This window comes from Streptomyces sp. BV286 (assembly GCF_019090165.1).
Taxonomy (GTDB): Bacteria; Actinomycetota; Actinomycetes; order Streptomycetales; family Streptomycetaceae; genus Streptomyces.
The window spans coordinates 1-20,579 of record NZ_JAHRIB010000173.1 but is presented as its reverse complement, the minus strand read 5'-3'; the positions used below and the strand labels follow the sequence as shown (position 1 = coordinate 20,579).

The 20,579-nt window shown below is 71.2% G+C and carries 16 protein-coding genes and 1 pseudogene; 7 read left to right on the top strand and 10 right to left on the bottom strand.

Features of this window, described 5'->3' with window-relative positions:
• Window positions 1-22 precede the first annotated feature (22 nt).
• The 5 genes from KUF83_RS31745 to KUF83_RS31725 are packed head-to-tail and all read right to left on the bottom strand — an operon-like array spanning window position 23 to window position 7,190.
• Entirely contained in the window at window positions 23-2,947 is a 2,925-nt protein-coding gene (locus KUF83_RS31745; RefSeq protein WP_217458452.1) for a glycoside hydrolase family 2 TIM barrel-domain containing protein, read from the bottom strand.
• Window positions 2,947-3,843, bottom strand: coding sequence for a carbohydrate ABC transporter permease (locus KUF83_RS31740; RefSeq protein WP_217458451.1), 897 nt, complete (start codon window positions 3,841-3,843; stop codon window positions 2,947-2,949). Before KUF83_RS31740 ends, KUF83_RS31745 begins: the two co-directional genes overlap by 1 nt.
• A gap of 14 nt (window positions 3,844-3,857) precedes the next feature.
• Window positions 3,858-4,820: a carbohydrate ABC transporter permease gene (locus KUF83_RS31735; RefSeq protein WP_217458450.1), complete on the bottom strand. Its 963-nt coding sequence runs from the start codon at window positions 4,818-4,820 to the stop codon at window positions 3,858-3,860.
• On the bottom strand, window positions 4,820-6,106 hold the full coding sequence (locus KUF83_RS31730) for an extracellular solute-binding protein (protein WP_217458449.1): 1,287 nt from the start codon (window positions 6,104-6,106) through the stop codon (window positions 4,820-4,822). Before KUF83_RS31730 ends, KUF83_RS31735 begins: the two co-directional genes overlap by 1 nt.
• Before the next feature lie 37 nt (window positions 6,107-6,143).
• Window positions 6,144-7,190: a carbohydrate kinase family protein gene (locus tag KUF83_RS31725; protein ID WP_217458448.1), complete on the bottom strand. Its 1,047-nt coding sequence runs from the start codon at window positions 7,188-7,190 to the stop codon at window positions 6,144-6,146.
• Window positions 7,191-7,337: 147 nt separating this feature from the next.
• On the opposite strand from KUF83_RS31725, the gene KUF83_RS31720 reads away from it, so the two are divergent.
• The 4 genes from KUF83_RS31720 to KUF83_RS31705 all read left to right on the top strand — a co-directional run bounded on the left by KUF83_RS31720 (window position 7,338) and on the right by KUF83_RS31705 (window position 13,165).
• Entirely contained in the window at window positions 7,338-8,087 is a 750-nt protein-coding gene (locus tag KUF83_RS31720; RefSeq protein ID WP_217458447.1) for a DeoR/GlpR family DNA-binding transcription regulator, read from the top strand.
• 52 nt (window positions 8,088-8,139) lie between these two features.
• Window positions 8,140-9,477 (top strand): 6-phospho-beta-glucosidase, encoded by a 1,338-nt coding sequence (locus tag KUF83_RS31715; protein WP_217458446.1) that lies wholly within the window; start codon window positions 8,140-8,142, stop codon window positions 9,475-9,477.
• 28 nt (window positions 9,478-9,505) lie between these two features.
• Window positions 9,506-12,556, top strand: coding sequence for a glycoside hydrolase family 38 C-terminal domain-containing protein (locus KUF83_RS31710; protein ID WP_217458445.1), 3,051 nt, complete (start codon window positions 9,506-9,508; stop codon window positions 12,554-12,556).
• Between the two features lie 87 nt (window positions 12,557-12,643).
• Entirely contained in the window at window positions 12,644-13,165 is a 522-nt protein-coding gene (locus tag KUF83_RS31705; RefSeq protein WP_217458444.1) for a cupin domain-containing protein, read from the top strand.
• A 57-nt stretch (window positions 13,166-13,222) separates the two neighbouring features.
• Here the strand turns inward: KUF83_RS31705 and KUF83_RS31700 are convergent, their stop codons facing one another.
• Entirely contained in the window at window positions 13,223-14,377 is a 1,155-nt protein-coding gene (locus KUF83_RS31700; RefSeq protein ID WP_217458443.1) for an ATP-grasp domain-containing protein, read from the bottom strand.
• Window positions 14,378-14,968: 591 nt separating this feature from the next.
• On the opposite strand from KUF83_RS31700, the gene KUF83_RS31695 reads away from it, so the two are divergent.
• Both KUF83_RS31695 and KUF83_RS31690 read left to right on the top strand, forming a co-directional pair.
• A complete protein-coding gene (locus KUF83_RS31695) occupies window positions 14,969-15,817 on the top strand; it encodes a metallophosphoesterase (RefSeq protein ID WP_217458442.1) in 849 nt (282 codons plus the stop codon).
• Between the two features lie 4 nt (window positions 15,818-15,821).
• Window positions 15,822-16,520, top strand: a complete 699-nt coding sequence (locus KUF83_RS31690) for a 4'-phosphopantetheinyl transferase superfamily protein (protein ID WP_217458441.1) — start codon at window positions 15,822-15,824, stop codon at window positions 16,518-16,520.
• Window positions 16,521-16,616: 96 nt separating this feature from the next.
• Here the strand turns inward: KUF83_RS31690 and KUF83_RS31685 are convergent, their stop codons facing one another.
• The 4 genes from KUF83_RS31685 to KUF83_RS31670 form a co-directional block, all read right to left on the bottom strand.
• A complete protein-coding gene (locus KUF83_RS31685; RefSeq protein ID WP_217458469.1) occupies window positions 16,617-16,844 on the bottom strand; it encodes a hypothetical protein in 228 nt (75 codons plus the stop codon).
• Between the two features lie 379 nt (window positions 16,845-17,223).
• The gene (locus KUF83_RS31680; RefSeq protein WP_217458440.1) at window positions 17,224-18,468 is read right to left on the bottom strand and encodes an MAB_1171c family putative transporter; all 1,245 of its coding nucleotides are present in this window, start codon (window positions 18,466-18,468) and stop codon (window positions 17,224-17,226) included.
• A 15-nt stretch (window positions 18,469-18,483) separates the two neighbouring features.
• Complete coding sequence (locus KUF83_RS31675; protein ID WP_217458439.1) at window positions 18,484-19,014, bottom strand: toxin-antitoxin system, toxin component; 531 nt, start codon at window positions 19,012-19,014, stop codon at window positions 18,484-18,486.
• 32 nt (window positions 19,015-19,046) lie between these two features.
• Window positions 19,047-19,706: a helix-turn-helix transcriptional regulator gene (locus KUF83_RS31670; RefSeq protein WP_217458438.1), complete on the bottom strand. Its 660-nt coding sequence runs from the start codon at window positions 19,704-19,706 to the stop codon at window positions 19,047-19,049.
• Window positions 19,707-19,987: 281 nt separating this feature from the next.
• On the opposite strand from KUF83_RS31670, the pseudogene KUF83_RS31665 reads away from it, so the two are divergent.
• A pseudogene (locus KUF83_RS31665) lies at window positions 19,988-20,579 on the top strand (hypothetical protein); the annotation flags it as partial.

The window sequence follows — 20,579 nt, the reverse complement described above, 5'->3', positions numbered from 1 at the left end:
TGCGAGGTCTGCGGGACGGTGGTCAGAGAACGCGCAGCGTCCAGGCCCACCGATGGGTGCCCGGCGCGACGAGGTGTCCGGCCGAGGTGTCGGGCCCGCACGACGCTGTGCCGAGGCCCCGGTGCGCGGCGTCGAGGTGCACGACACAGCCGGGCCGCGGGGCCAGCTCGTCGTGGTGCGCGGAGGCCACCAGGTCTTCGGCCCGGTACCGGTTGACGGAGACCTGGCCCGGCGTCCCGAGCTCCACGGTCAGCCCCGTGGCGTCTGGCGCCGACAGCGTGAACCGGCGCACACCGTGCCGGCCACCGCTCTCCTGCGGCCGCAGATACGGAGTGAACAGCCTGTCCACCGCGAGCGAGTGGTGTCCCACGGGCGCGCCCGTGCTCCGGTCCGGGTAGGACTCCCAGGGGCCCTGCCCGTACCAGTCCAGGACGTCGAGCCCGGCGACCGTCTCGAAGACCGTGCCGACCCGCGCCACGTCGTCGAGCCCCTCCGGCAGGTCCGCCGACTCCTCGACGTGGAGGCCCCCGGCGACCGGGGTGAACACCTGCTCGTGACGGACGGGCCCGGCCCCGGTCGCGTACTCGGCGACCACCACGGCCCGGCTGCCCTCGTCGCGCACGTCCACGACCTTGCGGACGAGCGTGTCGAGCCCCCAGTCGCGCCAGCGGGCCGCCATCCCGCCCAGTTCGTCGTTGTCGGTGGGCGCCCGCCACAGGCAGAGCACGGGCGCGGACGTCAGCAGCGGATGGACCAGCAGTGCCGCGTCGTCCAGCGCGACCGCGGGACCGGGCACGGGCTCCGGGTGCGTCTCGGTGGCCGCGGCGCTCAGCCGGACCTGCGGGACGCACATCTCCGTGCCGGCCGGGGCCCACGCCTCGTCGTCCGCGGTCGTGACCCGCAGGGTCAGCCAGGCCTCGCCGGCCGAGGGTCCTGGCAGCGGGAACGGCATCGGCACCGCCGCCGACCTGCCCGGCAGCACGTCGGGCAGCTCGGCCGGGACACGCTCCGTCCCGCCGTCCGCGCGCACGAGAAGCCACTCGGCGGTCAGCCACTCCAGGCCCCGGAAGTGCTGCCGGTTGTGGACCAGGAGCACCCCCTCTTCGTACGTCAGACGGACCGGCGCCGCGATCTCCCGGTGCTCGTACATGACCGGCTTGGGTGTCCGGTCGGGGAACACCACGCCGTCGGCGATGAAGGCCCCGTCGTGGATCGTCTCGTCGAAGTCGCCGCCGTACGCCCAGCGGTGGCCGGGCCCGGCGACGCCGTCGGCGTAGAGGCCGAGGCCACCGCGGCCGGCCGGTCTTCCGTCGTTCACACGCTGGAGGATGCCGTGGTCCCAGAACTCCCAGATGAAGCCGCCCTGAAGACCCGGGGTGGACTCGATGGCGGCCCAGGTGTCGGCCAGCGTGCCGTTGCTGTTGCCCATGGCGTGCGAGTACTCGCACTGGATGAGCGGCCGGGTCTGCTTTCCCGACAGCGCGTGGGCGACGCAGTCCTCGATCGGCGCGTACATGGGGCAGACGATGTCCGAGGCGACGGTGTCGTCGGCCCAGTCGATCTTGGCCGCGCCCTCGTACTGGAGGGGCCGGGTCGGATCGTGGCGCCGTGCCCAGCCCGCCGCGGCGTCGTGGTTCGCGCCGTAGTCGGACTCGTTGCCCAGCGACCAGATGATGACGGACGGATGGTTCTTGTCCCGCAGCACCATGCGGGAGACCCGGTCCACGAACGCCGGCAGGTAGCGGGGGTCGTCGGCGATCTCGTGGGCGTGGTCGTGCGACTCGATGTTCGCCTCGTCCACGACGTAGAAGCCCAGCTCGTCCGCGAGGTCGTACAGCGCCGGATCGTTCGGGTAGTGGGCGGTACGGATCGCGTTGAAGCCGAACCGCTTGAGGAGGACCAGGTCCGCGCGCATGTCGTCGGCCGTGACCGTGCGTCCGGTCAGCGGATGGAAGTCGTGCCGGTTGACTCCCCGGACGTAGACGCGCTCGCCGTTGACCAGCAGGTCCCGGCCGCGTATCTCGACGTCGCGGAAGCCGACCCGGTGGTGCGAGGTGTCGGCGACCGAGCCGTCGGCCCGGTGCAGCCGCACGGTCAGCCCGTAGAGCTCGGGTGTCTCGGCCGTCCACGGCCGTACGTCCCGCACGGCGGCCCGCAGCCGCGCCTCGCCGAGGAAGTCGGACACCCGCATGTCCTCGGCGTTGAAGCGGTCGAACTCGACGTCCTGGGTGAGGAGTTGGCCGTCCAGTGCCCCGGTGACGTACCACCCCTGCGGCAGCGCCCCCGAGGCGTCCCGCACCGTGCAGTCGACCCGCAGCCGGCCGTCCCGCCCCGCCCGTACGGTCACGTCCGCCAGGTGCAGCGGGTCGGTGGCGTACAGCAGCACCGAGCGGGTGATCCCGGCGTGCCACCACTGGTCCTGGTCCTCGATGTGCGAGGCGTCGGACCACTTGACGACGGTGCACCGCACGGTGGCCGGGTCCCCGGGGCGTACGACGTCGGAGAGGTCGAACTCGGCCGCGAGGTGCGAGTCCTTCGAGATGCCGACCGGCCGCCCGTTCACATGGACGAGGAGGACGCTCTCGGCCGCGCCGACCTGGAGCACGATCCGGCGGCCGGCCCACTCGGCGGGGATGTCCACGGACCGCTCGTAGATGCCCGTCGGGTTCGCGGCGGGCGAGTGGGGCGGGAAGTCCCCCCACGGCATCCGGGAGTTGGTGTACTGGGGCAGGTCGTCGGCGCTCTGCACGGTCCATGCGCCGGGCACCTCGACGAGGGTCCACTCGCCCGAGCAGCCGCTCGGGGAGGGCAGCAGCTGGAAGTGCCAGGAGCCGTCGAGGGACAGGGCGCCGGAGCGCCGGTCCACCGCGTTCATCGGCAGCCGCCCCCAGGAGGTCACCTCCGGTGCCTCCCAGGGGCGCAGGGCGATCAGGTGATCGCGTCGCATCAGCGGATGGCCCCCTTGCCGAGGTCCGCGATGATCTGCTTGGCGCCGATGGCGAAGACGATCAGCAGCGGGATCAGGGCCAGCACCGCACCCGTCATGACCATTCCGTAGTCCGTGGTGCCGTGGACTCCGTTGAGCTGGGACAGCGCCACCTGGAGGGTCACGTTGTCCGGGTTGGTGAGGGCGATCAACGGCCAGGCGTAGTCGTTCCACTGGCCCATGAACGTGAAGATGCCGAGGAAGGCCAGCCCGGGGCGGACCACCGGCAGGGCCACGTGCCAGTACTGGCGCATGAAGCTCGCCCCGTCGATCTTCGAGGCGTCGAGCAGCTCGTCGTGGATCGCGCTCTTCATGTACTGCCGCATCCAGAAGATGCCGAAGGCGTTCGCGGCGGCCGGCACGATCAGCGAGGTCATCGAGCCGATCCAGCCCAGCTTCGCCATGATCACGAACTGCGGGATGGCCGCGAGCTGCGCCGGCACCATGAAGATCGCCATCATCATCGCGAACAGCACCCGGCGGCCGGGGAACCTGAACTTGGCGAAGACGAACGCGGCCAGCGAGTCGAAGAAGAGGACGAGGAACGTCACCGAGGTGGCGACGATCAGCGAGTTGAACATCGACCCGAAGAAGTCGATGCTGTCGAACAGCTTGCTGAGGTTGTCGCCGAAGTGCGAGCCGGGCAGCAGCTTCGGCGGGTAGGAGAAGATCTCGGTCGACGTGTGCGTCGACATGATCACGGCCCAGTAGAACGGGAACGCGGACAGCAGCACGCCGACGATCAGCGAGACGTGCAGTGCGATGCCTCTGCGCTGGGTGCCCTGGATGTGCCTGGTCCTGCCGCGCCTGGTCCTGCCGGGCTCGGACTCGGTGGGCTTGACATCGGTGATTGTCATGGTGACGGGCCTCCCTAGTCTTCGCCCCGGCGCTGCACCAGGCGCCAGTTGATGATCGAGAAGATGACGACGACGAGGAAGATGCCCCAGGCCACGGCGGCGCCGTAACCGAAGTCGTTGTTGTCGAAGGTCTGCTGGAAGAAGTAGAGGACCATCGTCCGGCCGGCGTGGTCGGGACCACCCGAGAACGTCGACTCGTTGGCCGTGGTCTGCAACAGCACCTGCGGCTCGGAGAAGCTCTGCAGTCCGGTGACGGTCGAGATGACGAGCACGAACAGCAGCACGGGCCGCATCATCGGCAGGGTGATCCGGAAGAAGGTCTGCACGGGCCCGGCGCCGTCGACGCGCGCGGCCTCGTACAACTCGCCCGGGATCGTCTGGAGTCCGGCGAGGAAGATGATCGCGTTGTAGCCGGTCCACTGCCAGGTCATCAGGGTGGCGATGGCGACCTTGATGCCCCACGGTGTGTTCAGCCAGGCCACCTGGTCCAGGCCCACCGCCTGCAACAGGGCGTTCATCAGGCCGAAGTTGGTGGAGAAGACCGAGCCGAAGATGATCGCGACGGCCACCACCGAGGTGACGTTGGGCAGGAAGTACGCGAAGCGGTACACGTTCTTGAAGCGGACCGCCGAGTTGAGCATCACGGCCGTCACCATCGCCAGGAAGATCATGGGGAAGGTGGCGAGCGCCCAGATGACGAGCGTGTTGCCGATGGAGCTCCAGAAGTCGGTGTCGCTCAGCAGGTAGCGGTACTGCGAGAGTCCGGCGTACTCCATCGACCCGAGGCCGTCCCACCGGTGGAACGACAGGTAGAGCGAGAAGCCGACCGGGATCAGACCGAAGGCGAGGAAGAGGAGATAGAAGGGGGAGATCGCGGCGTACAGCCGCCAGTAGCTCAGGATGCCCTTAGTGGGGTGGGCGGCGGGCGGCTCGGCGACGGGCGCCGGAGGCTTCTCGACCAGGGGTGCGGTGGCCATCAGTGGCTCACCCCCAGGTGGTCCGCGATACGCCGGCACTTGCTCATGGCGTCCCTCCAGGCCTTCTTCGGGTCCTTGCCGAGGACGCCGACGTTCTTGATCTCGTCCCTGATCGGCTGCCCGAGCGCGATGTCGTACGGGCTGTTGAAGGCGACCGGGATCTTCTCGGCGGCCGGACCGTAGACGTCCATCGTGATCTGGTCGCCGAAGAACGGGTCGGGTGCCCGCAGCTTCTTCATGTCGTACGAGGCGGGGGTCGACGGGAAGAGCCCCGCGTCGATGAAGCCCTGGGCCTGGTTGTCCGCGTTGAGCAGCCAGGTGATGATCTCGAAGGCCTTCTCGGGTTCGCGGCACGCCTTGGTGATCGCGAGGAAGGAGCCGCCGACGTTGGAGGGGCCGCCGGGACAGTTGGCCACCCGCCATCTGCCCTTGGTCTTCGGGTACTGGAGCTTGAGGTCGCCCGCGGCCCACGAGGCGTTGAGCTGGCTCGGCAGGGTGCCCTTCTCGGTGGCGGAGATCGAGTCCGGCGTGCCGGCCACGAGATCCGACACGAGTCCGCGCCGCTTGGCCTCCACGGCGCGGTCCCAGCACACGCGTACGTGCTCGTCGCCGCCGATGAAGTGCTTGTCCCTGTCGACGAACCGCTTGGTGCCCTGTCCGATCGACATCTCGAAGACGCTGCCGACGTCGGTCAGGATGAAGGCGCCGCGGACGCGCTTCTTGAGCCGCTCGCCCGCCGCGAAGAACTGGTCCCAGGTGGCCATCTCCTCGGAGACGTCCTCCGGCTCGTACGCGAGCCCGGCCTTCCGGTAGACGGCCGGCTGGTAGTACTGCACGACGGGGCCCACGTCGATGGGGAAGCCGACGAGGCTGCCGTCCGGGGCGACGCCCTGCTGCCACTTCCAGTCCAGGTACTGGCTCTTGAGCTTGTCCGCGCCGAGTGTGCGCAGGTCGACGAACTGGTCGGCGTTCGGCAGGTACGACGCCATGTCCTCGCCCTTGAGTCCCGCGATGTCGGGGACGTGGGACTGACCGGTCATCGTGGTGATGAGCTTGGAGCGGTAGTACCCGCCGATCTGGATCGCGTCCAGGTCGACGGCGCTGTCGTAGCGCGCCTTGGCCTTCTTGACGACGGCGTCGCTCAGGCCGCCGCTCCAGTACCACAGGACCATGTTCCGGCCGGTCGAGCCGGTCGGTACGGCGCAGCCGGACGCCAGGCCGCCGAGCGCCGTGGCGGCCGTACCGGCCAGACCCGCGCGGAGCAGGCCCCTTCGTGAGAGCCGCACAGCTCCCACCGCCTTTCGGATGTGTTCGGTCTTCGCATCAGGGGAGATCGGGAATGCCGTGGGGGGCGGGTGGGGTCACCGGGGCGTGGGGGACCGGCGGTCCGGGGTCCGCGGGCAGACGGTCGGCCAGGAAGCCGTACGTCCGCCGCAGTTCGGGGTTCGTGAGCGAGTGCCACCACTGGTGGACGCCGTACCAGCCCGGCGCGGCCAGCGCCCCGCCGTGCCGCTGTACGGACAGTCCGGCGGCCAGCACCGCGAAGCGCAGCCGCTCCTCGAGGGGCCAGCCGCCGAGCGAGGCCGCGACGAAACTCGCGCCGAAGACGTCTCCGGCACCCGTCGCGTCCAGGACCTCGGCGGCCAGGGCGGGCACGTCCGCGTACTCGCCCGTCGTCTGGTCGACGGCGAGCGCGCCGTCGCCGCCGCGCGTCACCACGGCCACCGGGACCAGCTCGGAGAGCTTGCCCAGTGCGTCGGCCGCGGTGTCGGTGCGGGTGTACGCCATCGCCTCGGTCTCGTTCGGGACGAAGGCATGGCACAGGGCGAGCTGGTCGAGGAGGTCCGAGGACCACTGCCGGGTGGGGTCCCAGCCGACGTCCGCGTAGATCTTCGTACCGTTCGCCGCCGCCTTGGCGAGCCACTCGCGGGGTTCGGCCTCGAGGTGCACGAGGGCCGTGCGCGCGGCGGGCGGGTCGCCCATCAACGCGTCCTGCGAGTAAGGGGGTTCCTGGCCGTGGGTGACCAGGGCCCGGTCGTGGCCGTACGCGATCGAGACGGTGACCGGGGTGTGCCAGCCGTCCGCGGTACGGGAGAGGGAGAGGTCGACGTGCTCCTGTCCCGCGAGGACCTCACGGCAGTACGCGCCGTAGTAGTCGTCGCCGAACACCGTGGCCAGGGAGGTGTCCAGACCGTACCGGGCCGCGGCCACCGCCAGGTTCGCGATCCCGCCCGGGCTCGTGCCCATCCCGCCGGTCCAGATCTCCTCGCCGGGGGTCGGCGGAGTGTCCAGACCGGTCAGGACGAGGTCGTAGAAGAGCAGCCCGGTCAGCAGCACATCGGGCCGCGCGTCGGGCCGTTCGTCGTCCACGAGCGCATCCTCTCGTCAAAACTCTTCACATTCGGTGCACGGGATCGTGTTCGGTGCACAGGATCGTGCGCGCCTCCCGCTCATTTGGCAAGAGTCGAGCAGAATCAAGCATAGAAATGATTGGCAATGACGAGTACTGTTCACCGCGTGCTGGCAGAGAGACGACATCAACTCATCCTGCGGGCCCTGCGCTCCGGGGGTCCCGCGGCCGTCACCGACCTCTCGGAGCAGCTGGGTGTGAGCCCCGCCACAGTCCGGCGCGACCTGCTCAAGCTGGAGGAGGAGGGCCTGCTCACGCGGGTGCACGGCGGGGCGGTCGCCGAGGAGGGCGACCAGCCCTTCGCCGAGGTCGCCGAGGTGCGCGTGGCCGAGAAGGACGCCATAGCGCAGCGCGCGGCGGCACTGGTCGAGGACGGCCAGTCCGTGCTGCTCGACATCGGCACCACCGCGTACCGGCTGGCCCGGCAGCTGCACGGCCGCCGGATCACCGTGATCACCAGCAACCTCGTGGTCTACGAGGAGCTGGTGGACGACGAGGCCATCGAGCTCGTGCTGCTGGGGGGCATGGTCCGCCGCGAGTACCGCTCCCTGGTCGGATTCCTCACCGAGGACAACCTGCGCCAGCTGCATGCGGACTGGCTCTTCCTGGGCACCAGTGGAGTACGGCCGGGCGGACAGGTGATGGACACGACCGTCGTCGAGGTGCCGGTGAAGCGCGCCATGATCAAGGCGGCCGACCGGGTCGTCCTGCTCGCCGACCGTGCCAAGTTCCCGGGGACGGGGATGGCGAAGGTCTGCGGGCCCGAGGAACTGGACGTGGTGGTGACCAACGGACCGGCGGACGCCGGGACGCGGACCGCCCTGGAAGAGGCGGGTGTGCGCGTGGTGCTGACGTGAGCGGCGGGCGCGGGGGCCCGATGACGTCGAGGAACAGCGAAAGGGCAGTTGCGTGAAGCTGACGATTCTGGGCGGCGGCGGATTCCGCGTGCCGCTCGTGTACGGGGCACTCCTCGGAGACCGCGCCGAGGGCCGTGTCACCGACGTCGTGCTGCACGACCTGGACCCGGGCCGGCTCTCCGCCGTCGCCCGCGTCCTCGCCGAGCAGGCCGCCGGCGTCCCCGACGCCCCCTCCGTGACCGCCACCACCGATCTCGACGAGGCACTGCGCGGCGCCGACTTCGTGTTCTCCGCGATCCGCGTGGGCGGCCTGGAGGGCCGCGCGGCCGACGAGCGGGTCGCCCTCGACCAGGGGGTCCTCGGCCAGGAGACGGTCGGCGCCGGGGGCATCGCCTACGGCCTGCGCACGGTGCCCGTCGCCGTCGACATCGCCCGGCGGGTGGCCCGGCTCGCCCCCGACGCGTGGTTGATCAACTTCACCAACCCGGCGGGCCTGGTCACCGAGGCCATGTCCCGCCACCTCGGTGACCGCGTCATCGGCATCTGCGACTCGCCGGTCGGCCTCGGCCGGCGCATCGCCCGGGTGCTCGGCGCGAACCCGCGCGAGGCCTGGATCGACTACGTAGGCCTCAACCACCTCGGCTGGGTCCGCGGACTGCAGGTGGCCGGACGCGACGAACTGCCGAGGCTGCTCGCCGACCCGGATCTCCTCGGCTCCTTCGAGGAGGGCAAGCTCTTCGGCACCGAGTGGCTCCAGTCGCTCGGCGCGATCCCGAACGAGTACCTGCACTACTACTACTTCAACCGCGAGGCCGTCCGCGCCTACAGCGAGGCCGAGAGGACCCGCGGCGCGTTCCTGCGCGACCAGCAGGCCGGCTTCTACGAGGAGATGAGGCGCCCGGACACCGCGGCCCTCACGGCCTGGGACCGCACGCGCGCCGAGCGCGAGGCCACCTACATGTCGGAGAACCGGGAGACGGCCGGCGCGGGCGAACGCGACGCCGACGACCTCTCCGGCGGCTACGAGAAGGTGGCGCTCGCCCTGATGCGGGCCATCGCCCGCGACGAGCGCACCACGCTCATCCTCAACGTCCGCAACCAGGGCACCCTCTCGGTGCTCGACGCGGACGCCGTCATCGAGGTGCCCTGCCTCGTCGACGCCAACGGCGCGCACCCGGTGGCCGTCGCCCCGCTCCCCGACCACGCGACCGGCCTGGTGTGCGCGGTGAAGGCCGTCGAGCGCGAGGTGCTCGCCGCCGCCGCGTCGAGCTCCCGGACGACGGCCGTGAAGGCGTTCGCCCTGCATCCCCTCGTCGACTCCGTGAATGTCGCGCGCAGGCTGGTCGACGGGTACACCGTGGCCCATCCTGGTCTGGCGTACCTTAAGTAAGCGCTTTCCCCGCTATCTGGAGACTTTCATGCACGACGAACGCCGGCGAATCGAGGAGCGCGTCCAGCGCCTTCACGACCAGCGCATCAAGGGCGCGATCTACGCCGCCACCGTGCCCTTCGAGGTCGAGGCCTGGCAGGCGCCGGGGGAGCCCGTCCCCTTCGAGGAGGCCGCGGCCGCCCCCTACGAGCCCTTCGCCATGGACACCCCGTGGGGTCCGCCCTGGGGCACCACCTGGTTCCGGATGCGCGGGCAGGTGCCCGCCGAGTGGGCCGGCAGGCGCGTCGAGGCCGTCATCGACCTCGGCTTCGTCGGCGACTGGCCCGGCAACCAGGCCGAGGCGCTCGTCCACCTCACGGACGGCACCCCGCTGAAGGCGGTCAACCCGCTCAACCAGTACGTGGCGATCGCCAACCCCGCCACCGGCGGCGAGCAGATCGACTACCTGGTCGAGGCGGCCTCCAACCCGGACATCCTCGCCGACAACTTCTCCAGGACCACGCCCATGGGCGACAAGCTCACCGCGGGCGACAAGCCGATCTACACCTTCCAGCGCGCCGACATCGCCGTCCTCGACGAGGAGGTCTGGCACCTCGACCTGGACGTCCAGGTGCTGCGCGAGCTGATGCTGGAGCTGGGGGAGCACGACCCGCGCCGCCACGAGATCGCGCACGCACTGGACCGGGCCCTGGACCTGCTGGACCTCGACGACGTCTCCGGTTCGGCCGCGGACGTACGGGCCGCGCTGAAGCCCGCGCTGTCCAAGCCCGCCAACGCCAGCGCCCACGTCATCTCCGGCGTCGGCCACGCGCACATCGACTCCGCCTGGCTCTGGCCGATCCGCGAGACCAAGCGCAAGACGTCCCGCACCTTCTCGAACGTCACCTCGCTCGCCGACGAGTACGACGACTTCATCTTCGCCTGCTCGCAGGCCCAGCAGTACGAGTGGGTGCGCGACAACTACCCGAAGGTCTGGGCCCGCATCCAGGAGTCCGTCAAGAAGGGCCAGTGGGCGCCGGTCGGCGGCATGTGGGTCGAGGCCGACGGCAACCTCCCCGGCGGCGAGGCCGTCGCCCGCCAGCTCATCCACGGCAAGCGGTTCTTCATCGAGCACTTCGGCGTCGAGACCAAGGGCGTGTGGCTGCCGGACTCCTTCGGCTACACCGCGGCCTACCCGCAGCTCGCCAAGCTCGCCGGCAACGAATGGTTCCTGACCCAGAAGATCTCCTGGAACCAGACCAACAAGTTCCCGCACCACACCTTCTGGTGGGAGGGCATCGACGGCACGCGGATCTTCACGCACTTCCCGCCGGTGGACACCTACAACGCCCGCTTCAGCGGCGAGGAGATGGCCCGCGCCACGCGCAACTACCGGGAGAAGGGTGCCGCCACGCGCTCGCTGGCCCCCTTCGGCTGGGGCGACGGCGGCGGCGGACCCACCCGCGAGATCATGGAACGTGCCCGCAGGCTCGCCGACCTGGAGGGTTCACCGAAGGTCGTCGTCGAGCACCCGGACGACTTCTTCGCCAAGGCGCGCGAGGAGTACCCGGACGCCCCGGTCTGGGTCGGCGAGCTCTACCTGGAGCTGCACCGCGCCACGTACACCTCTCAGGCCCGCACCAAGCAGGGCAACCGCAGGAGCGAACACAGGCTCCGCGAGGCGGAGTTGTGGGCCACCACGGCCGCGCTGCACGCGCCCGGCTACGCCTACCCGCACGAGAGGCTCGACCGGCTCTGGAAGACGGTCCTGCTCCACCAGTTCCACGACATCCTGCCCGGATCGTCGATCGCCTGGGTGCACCGCGAGGCGGAGGCCGAGTACGCGCGCGTCGCGAAGGAGGTCGAGGAGCTGACCGCCGAGGCGGTCACCGCACTGGGCGCCGGCGGCACCCGCGTCTTCAACACGAGCCCGGCCGAGCGCCGGGAGGTCGTACGGACCCCCGACGGCACGCTGGCCCACACCGTCGTTCCCGCGAACGGCAGCGCGCCCCTCGGCGCCGGTGAGCCGCCCCGGCCGGTGACGGCCGACGGCCGCGTCCTCGACAACGGCCTGGTCCGCGTCGAGGTCGCCGAGGACGGCACCCTGGCCTCCGTACGCGACCTGCGCGCCGGCGGCCGCGAGGTCCTCGCCGGCCAGGGCAACCTGCTCCGTCTGCACACCGACCTCCCGAACTACTGGGACGCCTGGGACGTCGACAAGCACTACAAGAACCGCTACACGGACCTGCTGGACGCCGAGTCCGTGACCGTGGTCGAGGCGGACCCGCTGCTGGGGGCGATCCGGGTGGAGCGCTCCTTCGGCAACGGCTCGCGCATCACGCAGACGATCAGTGTCCGTGCCGGCAGCCCCCGGATCGACTTCGAGACGGACATCGACTGGCACGAGGCCGAGAAGTTCCTCAAGGCCGGCTTCCCGGTGGACATCCGCGCGGCCCACTCGTCCGCCGAGATCGCGTTCGGTCACATCCAGCGGCCCACGCACACCAACACCAGCTGGGAGTCGGCCCGCTTCGAGGTCTCCGGCCACCGCTGGGTCCACCTCGGCGAACCGGGCTACGGCGTCGCTGTCATCAACGACTCCACGTACGGCCACGACGTCTCCCGTACGGTTCGCGAGGACGGCGGTACGACGACCACGGTCCGGCTCAGCCTGGTCCGTGCCCCGCGCATCCCGGACCCGGAGGCCGACCAGGGCAGGCACCGTTTCACGTACGCCCTGCTGCCGGGCGCCACGATCGAGGACGCGGTCGCCGAGGGCTACGCGCTCAACCTGCCGCTGCGGGTGGCGGACTCGGCGGGTACCCCGGAGCCGGTCGTGTCCGTCGACGGCGAGGGCGTGACCATCGAGGCGGTCAAGATCGCCGACGACACGTCGGGCGATGTCGTCGTACGCGTCTACGAGTCCCGGGGCGGCCGGGCACAGGGCACCCTGCGCACGAGCTTCCCGCTCGCCGGCGCGCAGATCACCGACCTCCTGGAGCGGCCGCTGACGACGGCCGGCACGGACGGGAACAGCGTCTCCGTCACCCTGCGCCCCTTCGAGATCCAGACGCTGCGGCTGGCCGTGGGGAAGGAGTAGCCCGGGGGTCCGTTCGCGAATTGACCCATGATTTCGCGCAGGAAATGCCACCTGTCACCGGTCGCACTGCTGCGTAGGGTCATAGTCATGACGACGAACAAGTACGCAGAGACCCTGCACACCGCGGACTTCCGGCCGGTTCTCACCCGTGCCGCCGAGGCCGAGACGACGAGCGATCCCAGCAGTGTGATGACGCTCTTCGCGGACTCCGGCGACACGGGCGGCCGGCTGACCAGCTACCGGTCGACGTTCGCGGAGGGCGCCATCGGCGCGCCCGCCCACCTGCACACCAGGGCGTCCGAGCTGTTCTTCGTGATCGGCGGATCGCTGCAGGTGCTGCTGGGCGAGGAGATCACCGTCCTCGAAGCCGGTGACCTGCTGGTCGTGCCGCCGAACACCCCGCACGCCTTCGCCGCCGCGCCCGGCGCGACGGCGGACGTGCTGTTCGTGTTCACACCCGGCGCCGCGCGCTTCGACTACCTGCGGCTGCTCGGCCGGGTCATGCGCGGTGAGGCCGACCCGCAGGAGATCAAGGACTCCTCGGAGCGGTTCGACAACCACTACGTCGACAGCCCCGTATGGCGCGAGGCGCTCGCGGCCAGGAACTGACACACGCGGGCCCCGGCACCTTCGAGGTGCCGGGGCCCGCGCGGACCGGTGGACCGGTCAGACCGTCAAAGGGCTGTCCGAAGGCTGTGCGGCGTGGGCGGTCCGCGGCTCCTGGGCCGCCTGCGGACCGACGGCGGTGTCCGGCGCGGGCACGGGGAGATCCAGGTCGGCGCGCTGCGGCGGCACCGACACGGGACGCACCGCACGCGGTCCGGAGACCACCGCGTAGTCCTGGCCGAGGAACGGCGGGACGAGATCGCCGGGCTCCTCGCCCAGCGCCAGCCGCACGGCGGCCCACGGAGCGTTGATCCCGCACTGCGAGAGCTGGTGCAGACCGCCCGCGGGGCGGGTGTTGACGTCCATGAGGACCGGCTCGTCACCGAACATCCGGAACTGGATGTTCGTCAGGTAGTGCAGCCCGAACGCCTCAGCGAGGACCCGCGACGGCTCGATCCACGCCGGGTCCAGTGTGAAGCCGCGCCGCCGTCCGTTCTTGGTCCGGCCCACGGCCATCCGCACCCGCCCGTCCGGACCGGTGAGGCAGTCCACCGAGACCTCCGGCTCTCCCAGCTGCGGCATGACCAGCCAGTCCACGGGCTCGTCGGCCCCCCGCAGCGCCTCCACGACCAGGTCCAGCGGCATGTACGGGCTGGGAAAGCCGTTGAGGTGCATGAGGGAGAAGGGGGTGCGCGTGATGATGCGGAAGCCCACGCCGCCCGCCCCCGAGGCCGGCTTGAAGCACGCCTTGTGGCCTGCCGCCTCCAGCGCGTCGACGGCCGTGACCAGCTCGTCCGCGGTGCGCACCCGCCACCACGGAGGCACCGGCACACCGAGCTCCCTGACCGCCTCGTACGCGACGACCTTGTCCTGGAAGGTCTGCACGGCCTCGACGGGCGGCGCGAGCAGCGCCGTACCGACCGCGGCGAACTCCTCGCGGTGCCCGGCCAGGGCCGCCTGGTGCAGGACCGGCACGAACACGTCGATGGAGTGCCGGGCGCACTGGTCGAGCGCGTACTCGACGTAGGCGGCCGGGGACAGCCCCTCCGGCTCCAGCGCGGCGGTGTCCGCGGCGGCCAGGATGGGGGAGTCGGGGTCACCGTGGGTCGCGTGGATCTCGACCGCGCGGCCACACGGATTTCGCCTCAGCTGATCCATGAAGAACACGTTCTCCGCGTACGTGCGGTTGAGCCAGACGCGTACGCGAGAGACCATGCAGGCCGCCTTTCGGGGTGTGCGGGCACGGCGAAGCAGGCCGAGCCCGGCCAAAATGAATGGTGGGTACACAAAACCGCCGTTCGAAAACGGTAGTTCGTGGCGGTTGTGTAGGGCCGATCATAGGGGGTCCGAAGACCCTCTGCTGCTACGGGCGTGTTACGGAATGGCCGTAGGGGTTCCGCCGCGCCTCCCGCTGCACGTCAGGGCCCCTGCGTCCCGTCCGCCATGCCCGGCACGGCGCTCACTTCTGTCGTCGCCGGCACGGTCGCGGCCCCGCACGGCGAGGGTGCGAAGTCGAACGCGGGGTCGCACACGAATCCGTGCGGCGGCCCGCAGCGCGGACCGGTCCTCCCCTCGCGGAAGTGCGCCCAACGCTCCACGTGCCCCGCTCGGGCGCCGTACGCGCGGGCGTACCGCCGCGCGACGTGGAGCGCGGCCGGCCCGACACCTCGGGACAACGCCCGGCGGCGGAGCGGGAAACGGGCGGCGCGACCCCGCCCGAGCCGACCTTGTGCCGTGCCTCGGCCATGTGTTCTTGTGTTCCCATCCGGGCGGCCGCGGGGCGTCCCGGCCGCGGAGGGGGCGAGGGTGACGACGGCTGACCGCCGGGGCCGGCTGCTGGCCATCAGCGACCTGCACATCGGATACGCCGAGAACCGTGCCCTCGTCGAGGCGATGCGCCCGGAGACCGACGACGACTGGCTCCTCGTGGCCGGTGACGTCGCGGAGACGGTGGCCGACATCCGCTGGGCCCTCGAAACCCTCACCGGCCGCTTCCGCAAGGTGATCTGGGCGCCCGGCAACCACGAGCTGTGGACCCATCCCAAGGACACCGTCACCCTGCGCGGCACGGCCCGTTACGACCATCTCGTGGAGCTCTGCCGCGAGTTGGGCGTGAGCACCCCTCAGGACCCGTACCCCGTGTGGGAAGGTCCCGGCGGACCCGTCGCCGTGGCTCCCCTGTTCCTCCTCTACGACTACTCGTTCCTGCCCGCGGGCTGCACGACCAAGGAGGAGGGGCTTGCGTACGCCCACGGGACCGGCATCGTCTGCACGGACGAGTACCTGCTGCACCCCGACCCGTACCCCAGCCGCGAGGCCTGGTGCCGGGCCCGGGTCGCCGAGACCGAGCGCAGGCTCGCGGAGATCCCCGCCGAACTGCCCACGGTGCTCGTCAACCACTACCCCCTGGACCGGCACCCGACGGAAGTCCTCTGGCATCCCGAGTTCGCCATGTGGTGCGGCACCCGGCTCACCGCGGACTGGCACCGCACCCACCGCGTGGCCGCCATGGTCTACGGCCACCTGCACATCCCCCGCACCACCTGGCTCGACGGCGTCCGCTTCGAGGAGGTGTCGGTGGGATACCCCCGCGAGTGGCGCAGTCGGCCGGAGCCGCCGGGCAGACTGCGCCGCATCCTGCCGATGGAGGTCTGAGCCGGTGATCGAGGAACTGCTCCCGGAGTCCGTCGTGGCCGTGGAGGCGCACACGGACGAGCCCACCGAGGGCACGACGTCGGCCCCCGGGCTGTACCCCGAGGAAGAGGCGCTGATCGCGCGCGCCGTCGAGAAACGGCGCCGTGAGTTCACCGTGGTACGCGGTTGCGCGCGGCGCGCCATGGAGAAGCTCGGCGTGCCCCCGCAGGCCGTCCTGCCCGGCGACCGGGGAGCCCCGCGCTGGCCCGACGGGCTGGTCGGCAGCATGACGCACTGCGAGGGCTACGCCGCCGCCGCGCTGGCCCGCGCCACCGACCTGGCCTCGCTCGGCATCGACGCGGAGCCCCATCTGCCGCTCCCGGACGACGTGCTGTCGTCGGTGGCGCTGCCCGACGAGGGCCTGCGGCTGAGCGCTCTCGCCGGGGAGCACCCCGCGATCCACTGGGACCGCCTCCTGTTCAGCGCCAAGGAGTCGGTCTACAAGGCGTGGTTCCCCCTCACCGGGAAGTGGCTCGACTTCACCGAGGCGGACATCGAAGTCTTCGTGGATTCCGGACGCACCACGTCAGGCGGCTTCCGCGCCGCGCTGCTCGTCCCCGGTCCGGTGGTCGACGGCCGTCGCGTCGGCCGCTTCGAAGGGCGCTGGACAGTGGGCCGGGGACTCGTCGCGACCTCGGTGAGTGTGCCGCACGAGAGGGGCTGAACGCGGCTCCGGACGGCAGGCGAAGGGCGGGGCCCGCCGCCACGGCGGCGGGCCGTGGCGGCGCCCCGGCCCCGGCGAAGGACTGACGGCCGGTCATCACGCCTCCGGGCACCACGTGTGCAGCAGACGGAAGAACGCCTCCTCGTTGCCCGCGAGGCCCGCCGCGGCCAGTGCGCTCTCCGCCTCCGCGAGGGCGGACGGCGGCACGAGGGGTGGTCGGCCCGTGCCGGGCGGACTGTCCATCGCGGCCCGTACGGTCTGCAGCAGGCGCAGATAGGCCTGCACGGCGGTGCGTTCGTGGTCGGTGAGTACGGCGGTCGGCATCGGACGGCTCTCCCGGTTCGGCTCGGCTTCGGCTCGTTTGTCGTTCACCACGCCGCCGCACAGCGGTGGCGCTGGGTCCAGCTTGCCGTCCGCCACTGACAATGCCCTTTCCGTACGCGTTCGTTCGCCCGGTCAGCGGAAGCAAATCGTCACCGAAACGCCTGGTCGGACAACGGATCCAGGCTGGAACGCAGTGTCGGAGCCGCACCGCCGGCGGCTCGGCGAGGGGCGGGTGGGCCGATGACCGGCGCCCCTCGGAGGCGTTCGCGGAGCGCGGTCGAGTGGGGGCATGATGCGCGCCGGCCCCAAGGGGCGCGGGGAACTGCGCGACCAGCGACTACGGGCCTGCAGCCGAGGAACCGCACGTCCGGCGGAGCGCTCAGCGGGCCCGCTCGGGGAACTCGCTCCGCGGCCTGCACGCCGACCGGTTCCGGGCCGCCGCGACGACGGGGGACCGGCGCAGGGCGAGGGACATCCGCACGAGGTCACGCGGTCCCTCGGTGGGTGCGGCGGGGGAAGCCGTAGGGGGCGCGGAGGACGGGGACCCGGTGGGCGCGGCCGGCTCGGCGGAGTCGATGACCCTGCCCTCCGGGTCCGCGGCCCGGGCCCGCACCGCTGCCGTCACCATCGCCGCGTCGGCCTCGGCCCGGGCCTGGCCGGGGTCGGAACCCGCCGCGAGCGCCGCGTCGTGGGCGCGTGCCCGCAACTCGGCGTCGAAGTAGGGGTACAGGCTGAGCATGCCGTCGTGGATGTCCGACTCCCGCTGGGTGACGCGGAGTTCGACGGGGGACCACCAGGTCATCCGCACCGCGCGGCCTGCCTGCGGCGAGACCGGGGCCAGCTCGCGCCACAGCGGCCCCAGACGGCGGTACGTCGACCAGGTCGACCAGGCGTCACCGGCCCGCTGACAGGCCAGCGGGACACAGAAGCCGACCGCGGTGATCTGCGCTCCGACCGAGGCGAGCCCGGGGGCCACGTCGGTGCTGAGGTAGTCGAGGTCGCCGCCGTTCCAGCGGGCGACCACGGCGGTGAACTTGGCGCTCAGGTAGGCGATGTTGCACACATAGCCGGCCACGATGATCAGCAGTCCGGCCCGCAGCCGGCCCTGCACCTGAAGGGCCCAGCGGCCGCACATCACGTTCATCGCGACGCCCGCCACGGCCAGCGCGCCCAGGTAGAGCACGATCATCTCGCGGACGAACGGCTCGTCGGCGTAGTACGTGTCGAAGTCCCGCAGCCGCTCGACGGGCGCGTCCCCGAGGGCGAACAGCACGACCAGCGCCACGATCACGACGCCGTACCCGGTGATCCAGCGCCGTGACGTCCGGCGGGTCGACTCCGGCGGTCCGCCGCGCCAGTTCACGATCAGCACCAGGCAGGCGGCGCTGAACGCGCTCAGCAGGCAGTAGACGAGCGGCGCCGAGGCGTTGGTGACGCCGAGGAGGTCGTTCACCTCGGCGATGGTCGGCGGGGCCGCGAAGAAGAACACCAGCCCGGTCAGTGCCATCAGCGAGCACACGGACCGCAACAGGGGATCGCGCCAGGAACGCAGCAGCGAGGGGCCCTTGACGGCGAGCGCGGCCGCCATGGCGACAGCGGGAACGTAGTAGGTGGTCCCGTCCACGGTGCGCGGGCGCCTTCAGCCCTGCGGCCCGCGATAGCCCAGGGACGCCTCGATCCGGCCGGCGAGCCCCTCACGCCGTACGGGCCCGCGCAGCGCCGAACCGGGCAGCCACACCCGGCACTTGCTGGCCAGCAACAGGCCGAAACTCTCGGCGTCCTTCTCGTCGGCCAGGTCGAACCGGGTGCGCGCCGCGACCTTCAGGACGGTCGCCCGCAGGTCGGCGTCGTCCGACAGCAGGCGGGCGGCGACGGCCGCGCCCTCCACGTGGTGGCCGCAGTGGCCCGCCTTCATGTGCCACAGCTCGTGGCCGAGTATCACCAACTGGTGATCGGGCGCGGTGCGTTCCTCGATGACCACGAGGTCCTGCTCCGCCATGTCGAGCCACAGTCCGCTGGCGGTCCCCGGCGGGAAGGCGGCCGTACGGAACCGCACGGGACGGCCGCGCCGCCTGCTCATCGCCTCGCACAGCGCCGTGTAGAGGTCCGCGGGTTCCGCCGGCGCCGGGAGCGAGAGCTCGTCGACCAACTCGCCGCACAGACGGCGCATTTCCCTTCCGATGCCCACCGCTGTCCCCCGGATCACGACTCGGGCCGCTTGACGCTCTCCAGGAGCATGTCCAGCCACTCGGCGACCTTGTCCCGGTGCTGGTCGGTGGGCAGTTGCGCGGCCCGCCAGGCGATGCCACGGACCCCGTGGTCCTGCAGCAGTCTCTCCAGCGGGTCCTCGGCGGCGGCCGGGTTGGCGCGGCGCTCCCGGTCGGCGAGCCGCTGGAGCAGGTCCTGTTCGGTGCGCTGGAGGGCACCGGCGAGGGCCTCGGGGTCCTCGGCGGTGAGGAAGCCGGCGTGTACGCGGAAGAAGCGCTGGATGGCGTCGCAGTGCTCCATCGTCGGGCGCCGGTCGCCGTTGATGAGCGCACCCGCCTGCTGGCGCGACATGCCCGCGCCGTCGGCGATCTCCTGCTGGGTGTACCGGCGGCCGTTGGGCTTCAGGCGGGTACGGCGGAGCAGGTCGAGGCGTTGCAGGAAACGGGCCTGGAGATCGGGCTCGCCCGCGGGCCGCCCGTTCAGCAGGGACCGGACCACCACTTCCGGGACACCCGACGCGACGGACAGGCGGCGGACGTCGAACACCTCGTTGTGCGGTGCGCCGAGCCGCTCGGCCAGCCCGGCGACTCTGGCCACGACGGCCGGCAGCAGACCCGTCGCCGTGGCGCCCGGAACCTCGAAGCCATCCGTCACCGACAGTTCTCCTACGTCTCTCTCGACCGCTGGTGGGGGAACCGGATCCCTCGGACGTGAAGTCCCTGTGCGGATCCGCGCTGTGCAGCGTGAACTGCCCGAAGACCGGAGAGTAGCTCTTTGGTCGAACTCACATCCAGGTCTCGCCACAACTGTGGCGGGATTCAGCCGTCAACGGGCGGCAAATGCCACGATAGTTGACACCACTCCGGCCGGGGTAGCAGGATCACGACGCCGCGTGAAGGCCGCATAGGCAAGAGGGGTGGACCTCCCGATGGCGTTACCAGGCAGGAGGGTCCCGGCCACAGCCGCGACCCGTCCCCGAGAGTCTTGAGGCCCAGGCGTATCTCCAGGACTACGCAGCACTCCTGGATGCCGTTCCCTTCCCGTCCGTCGTCGTCGACCACCGCTGGGACGTCGTCCTGGCGAACGGTGCGTTCGAGACACTTTTCCGTGAGGTCGGCCCGCATCCCACCGCCATGCCGGGCGACAACTTCCTCCGGTTCGTCCTGTTCCATCCGGACGCGGCCACGGTCCTCGCCGAGCACGAGTCGAGCTGGTGCCTGCCGATGCTGGCGCACTTCGCCGCGACCGTGGAGCGGCACGGCCACGATCACGTGCTGCAGTCGATCCTGCGGGACATCGCCCAGGACCCCATCATGGACGCCGCCTACCGGCACGGCCTGCCGCACTGGATCCGCTCGGTCGGTCCGCACGCCGTGGAGCACGACGGCGCGGTGCGGCCGCTGCTGCACCCCGACCCGAGGTGGGGGCGTACGGAGTGCCGGATCGTCGGCGAGACCCCCAAGTCCCTTCATGACATGGGGTACACGCGGCTGACGCTGGTCCTGCGCGAGGCCCGCCGGCCGGCGG

What these genes read in the sequence shown, in the direction of transcription:
- KUF83_RS31745 (WP_217458452.1), bottom strand. Translation starts at nt 2,947, where the DNA reads ATGCGACGCGATCACCTGATCGCCCTGCGCCCCTGGGAGGCACCGGAG.
- KUF83_RS31740 (WP_217458451.1), bottom strand. Translation starts at nt 3,843, where the DNA reads ATGACAATCACCGATGTCAAGCCCACCGAGTCCGAGCCCGGCAGGACC.
- KUF83_RS31735 (WP_217458450.1), bottom strand. Translation starts at nt 4,820, where the DNA reads ATGGCCACCGCACCCCTGGTCGAGAAGCCTCCGGCGCCCGTCGCCGAG.
- KUF83_RS31710 (WP_217458445.1), top strand. Translation starts at nt 9,506, where the DNA reads ATGCACGACGAACGCCGGCGAATCGAGGAGCGCGTCCAGCGCCTTCAC.
- KUF83_RS31705 (WP_217458444.1), top strand. Translation starts at nt 12,644, where the DNA reads ATGACGACGAACAAGTACGCAGAGACCCTGCACACCGCGGACTTCCGG.
- KUF83_RS31700 (WP_217458443.1), bottom strand. Translation starts at nt 14,377, where the DNA reads ATGGTCTCTCGCGTACGCGTCTGGCTCAACCGCACGTACGCGGAGAAC.
- KUF83_RS31685 (WP_217458469.1), bottom strand. Translation starts at nt 16,844, where the DNA reads ATGCCGACCGCCGTACTCACCGACCACGAACGCACCGCCGTGCAGGCC.
- KUF83_RS31675 (WP_217458439.1), bottom strand. Translation starts at nt 19,014, where the DNA reads ATGCGCCGTCTGTGCGGCGAGTTGGTCGACGAGCTCTCGCTCCCGGCG.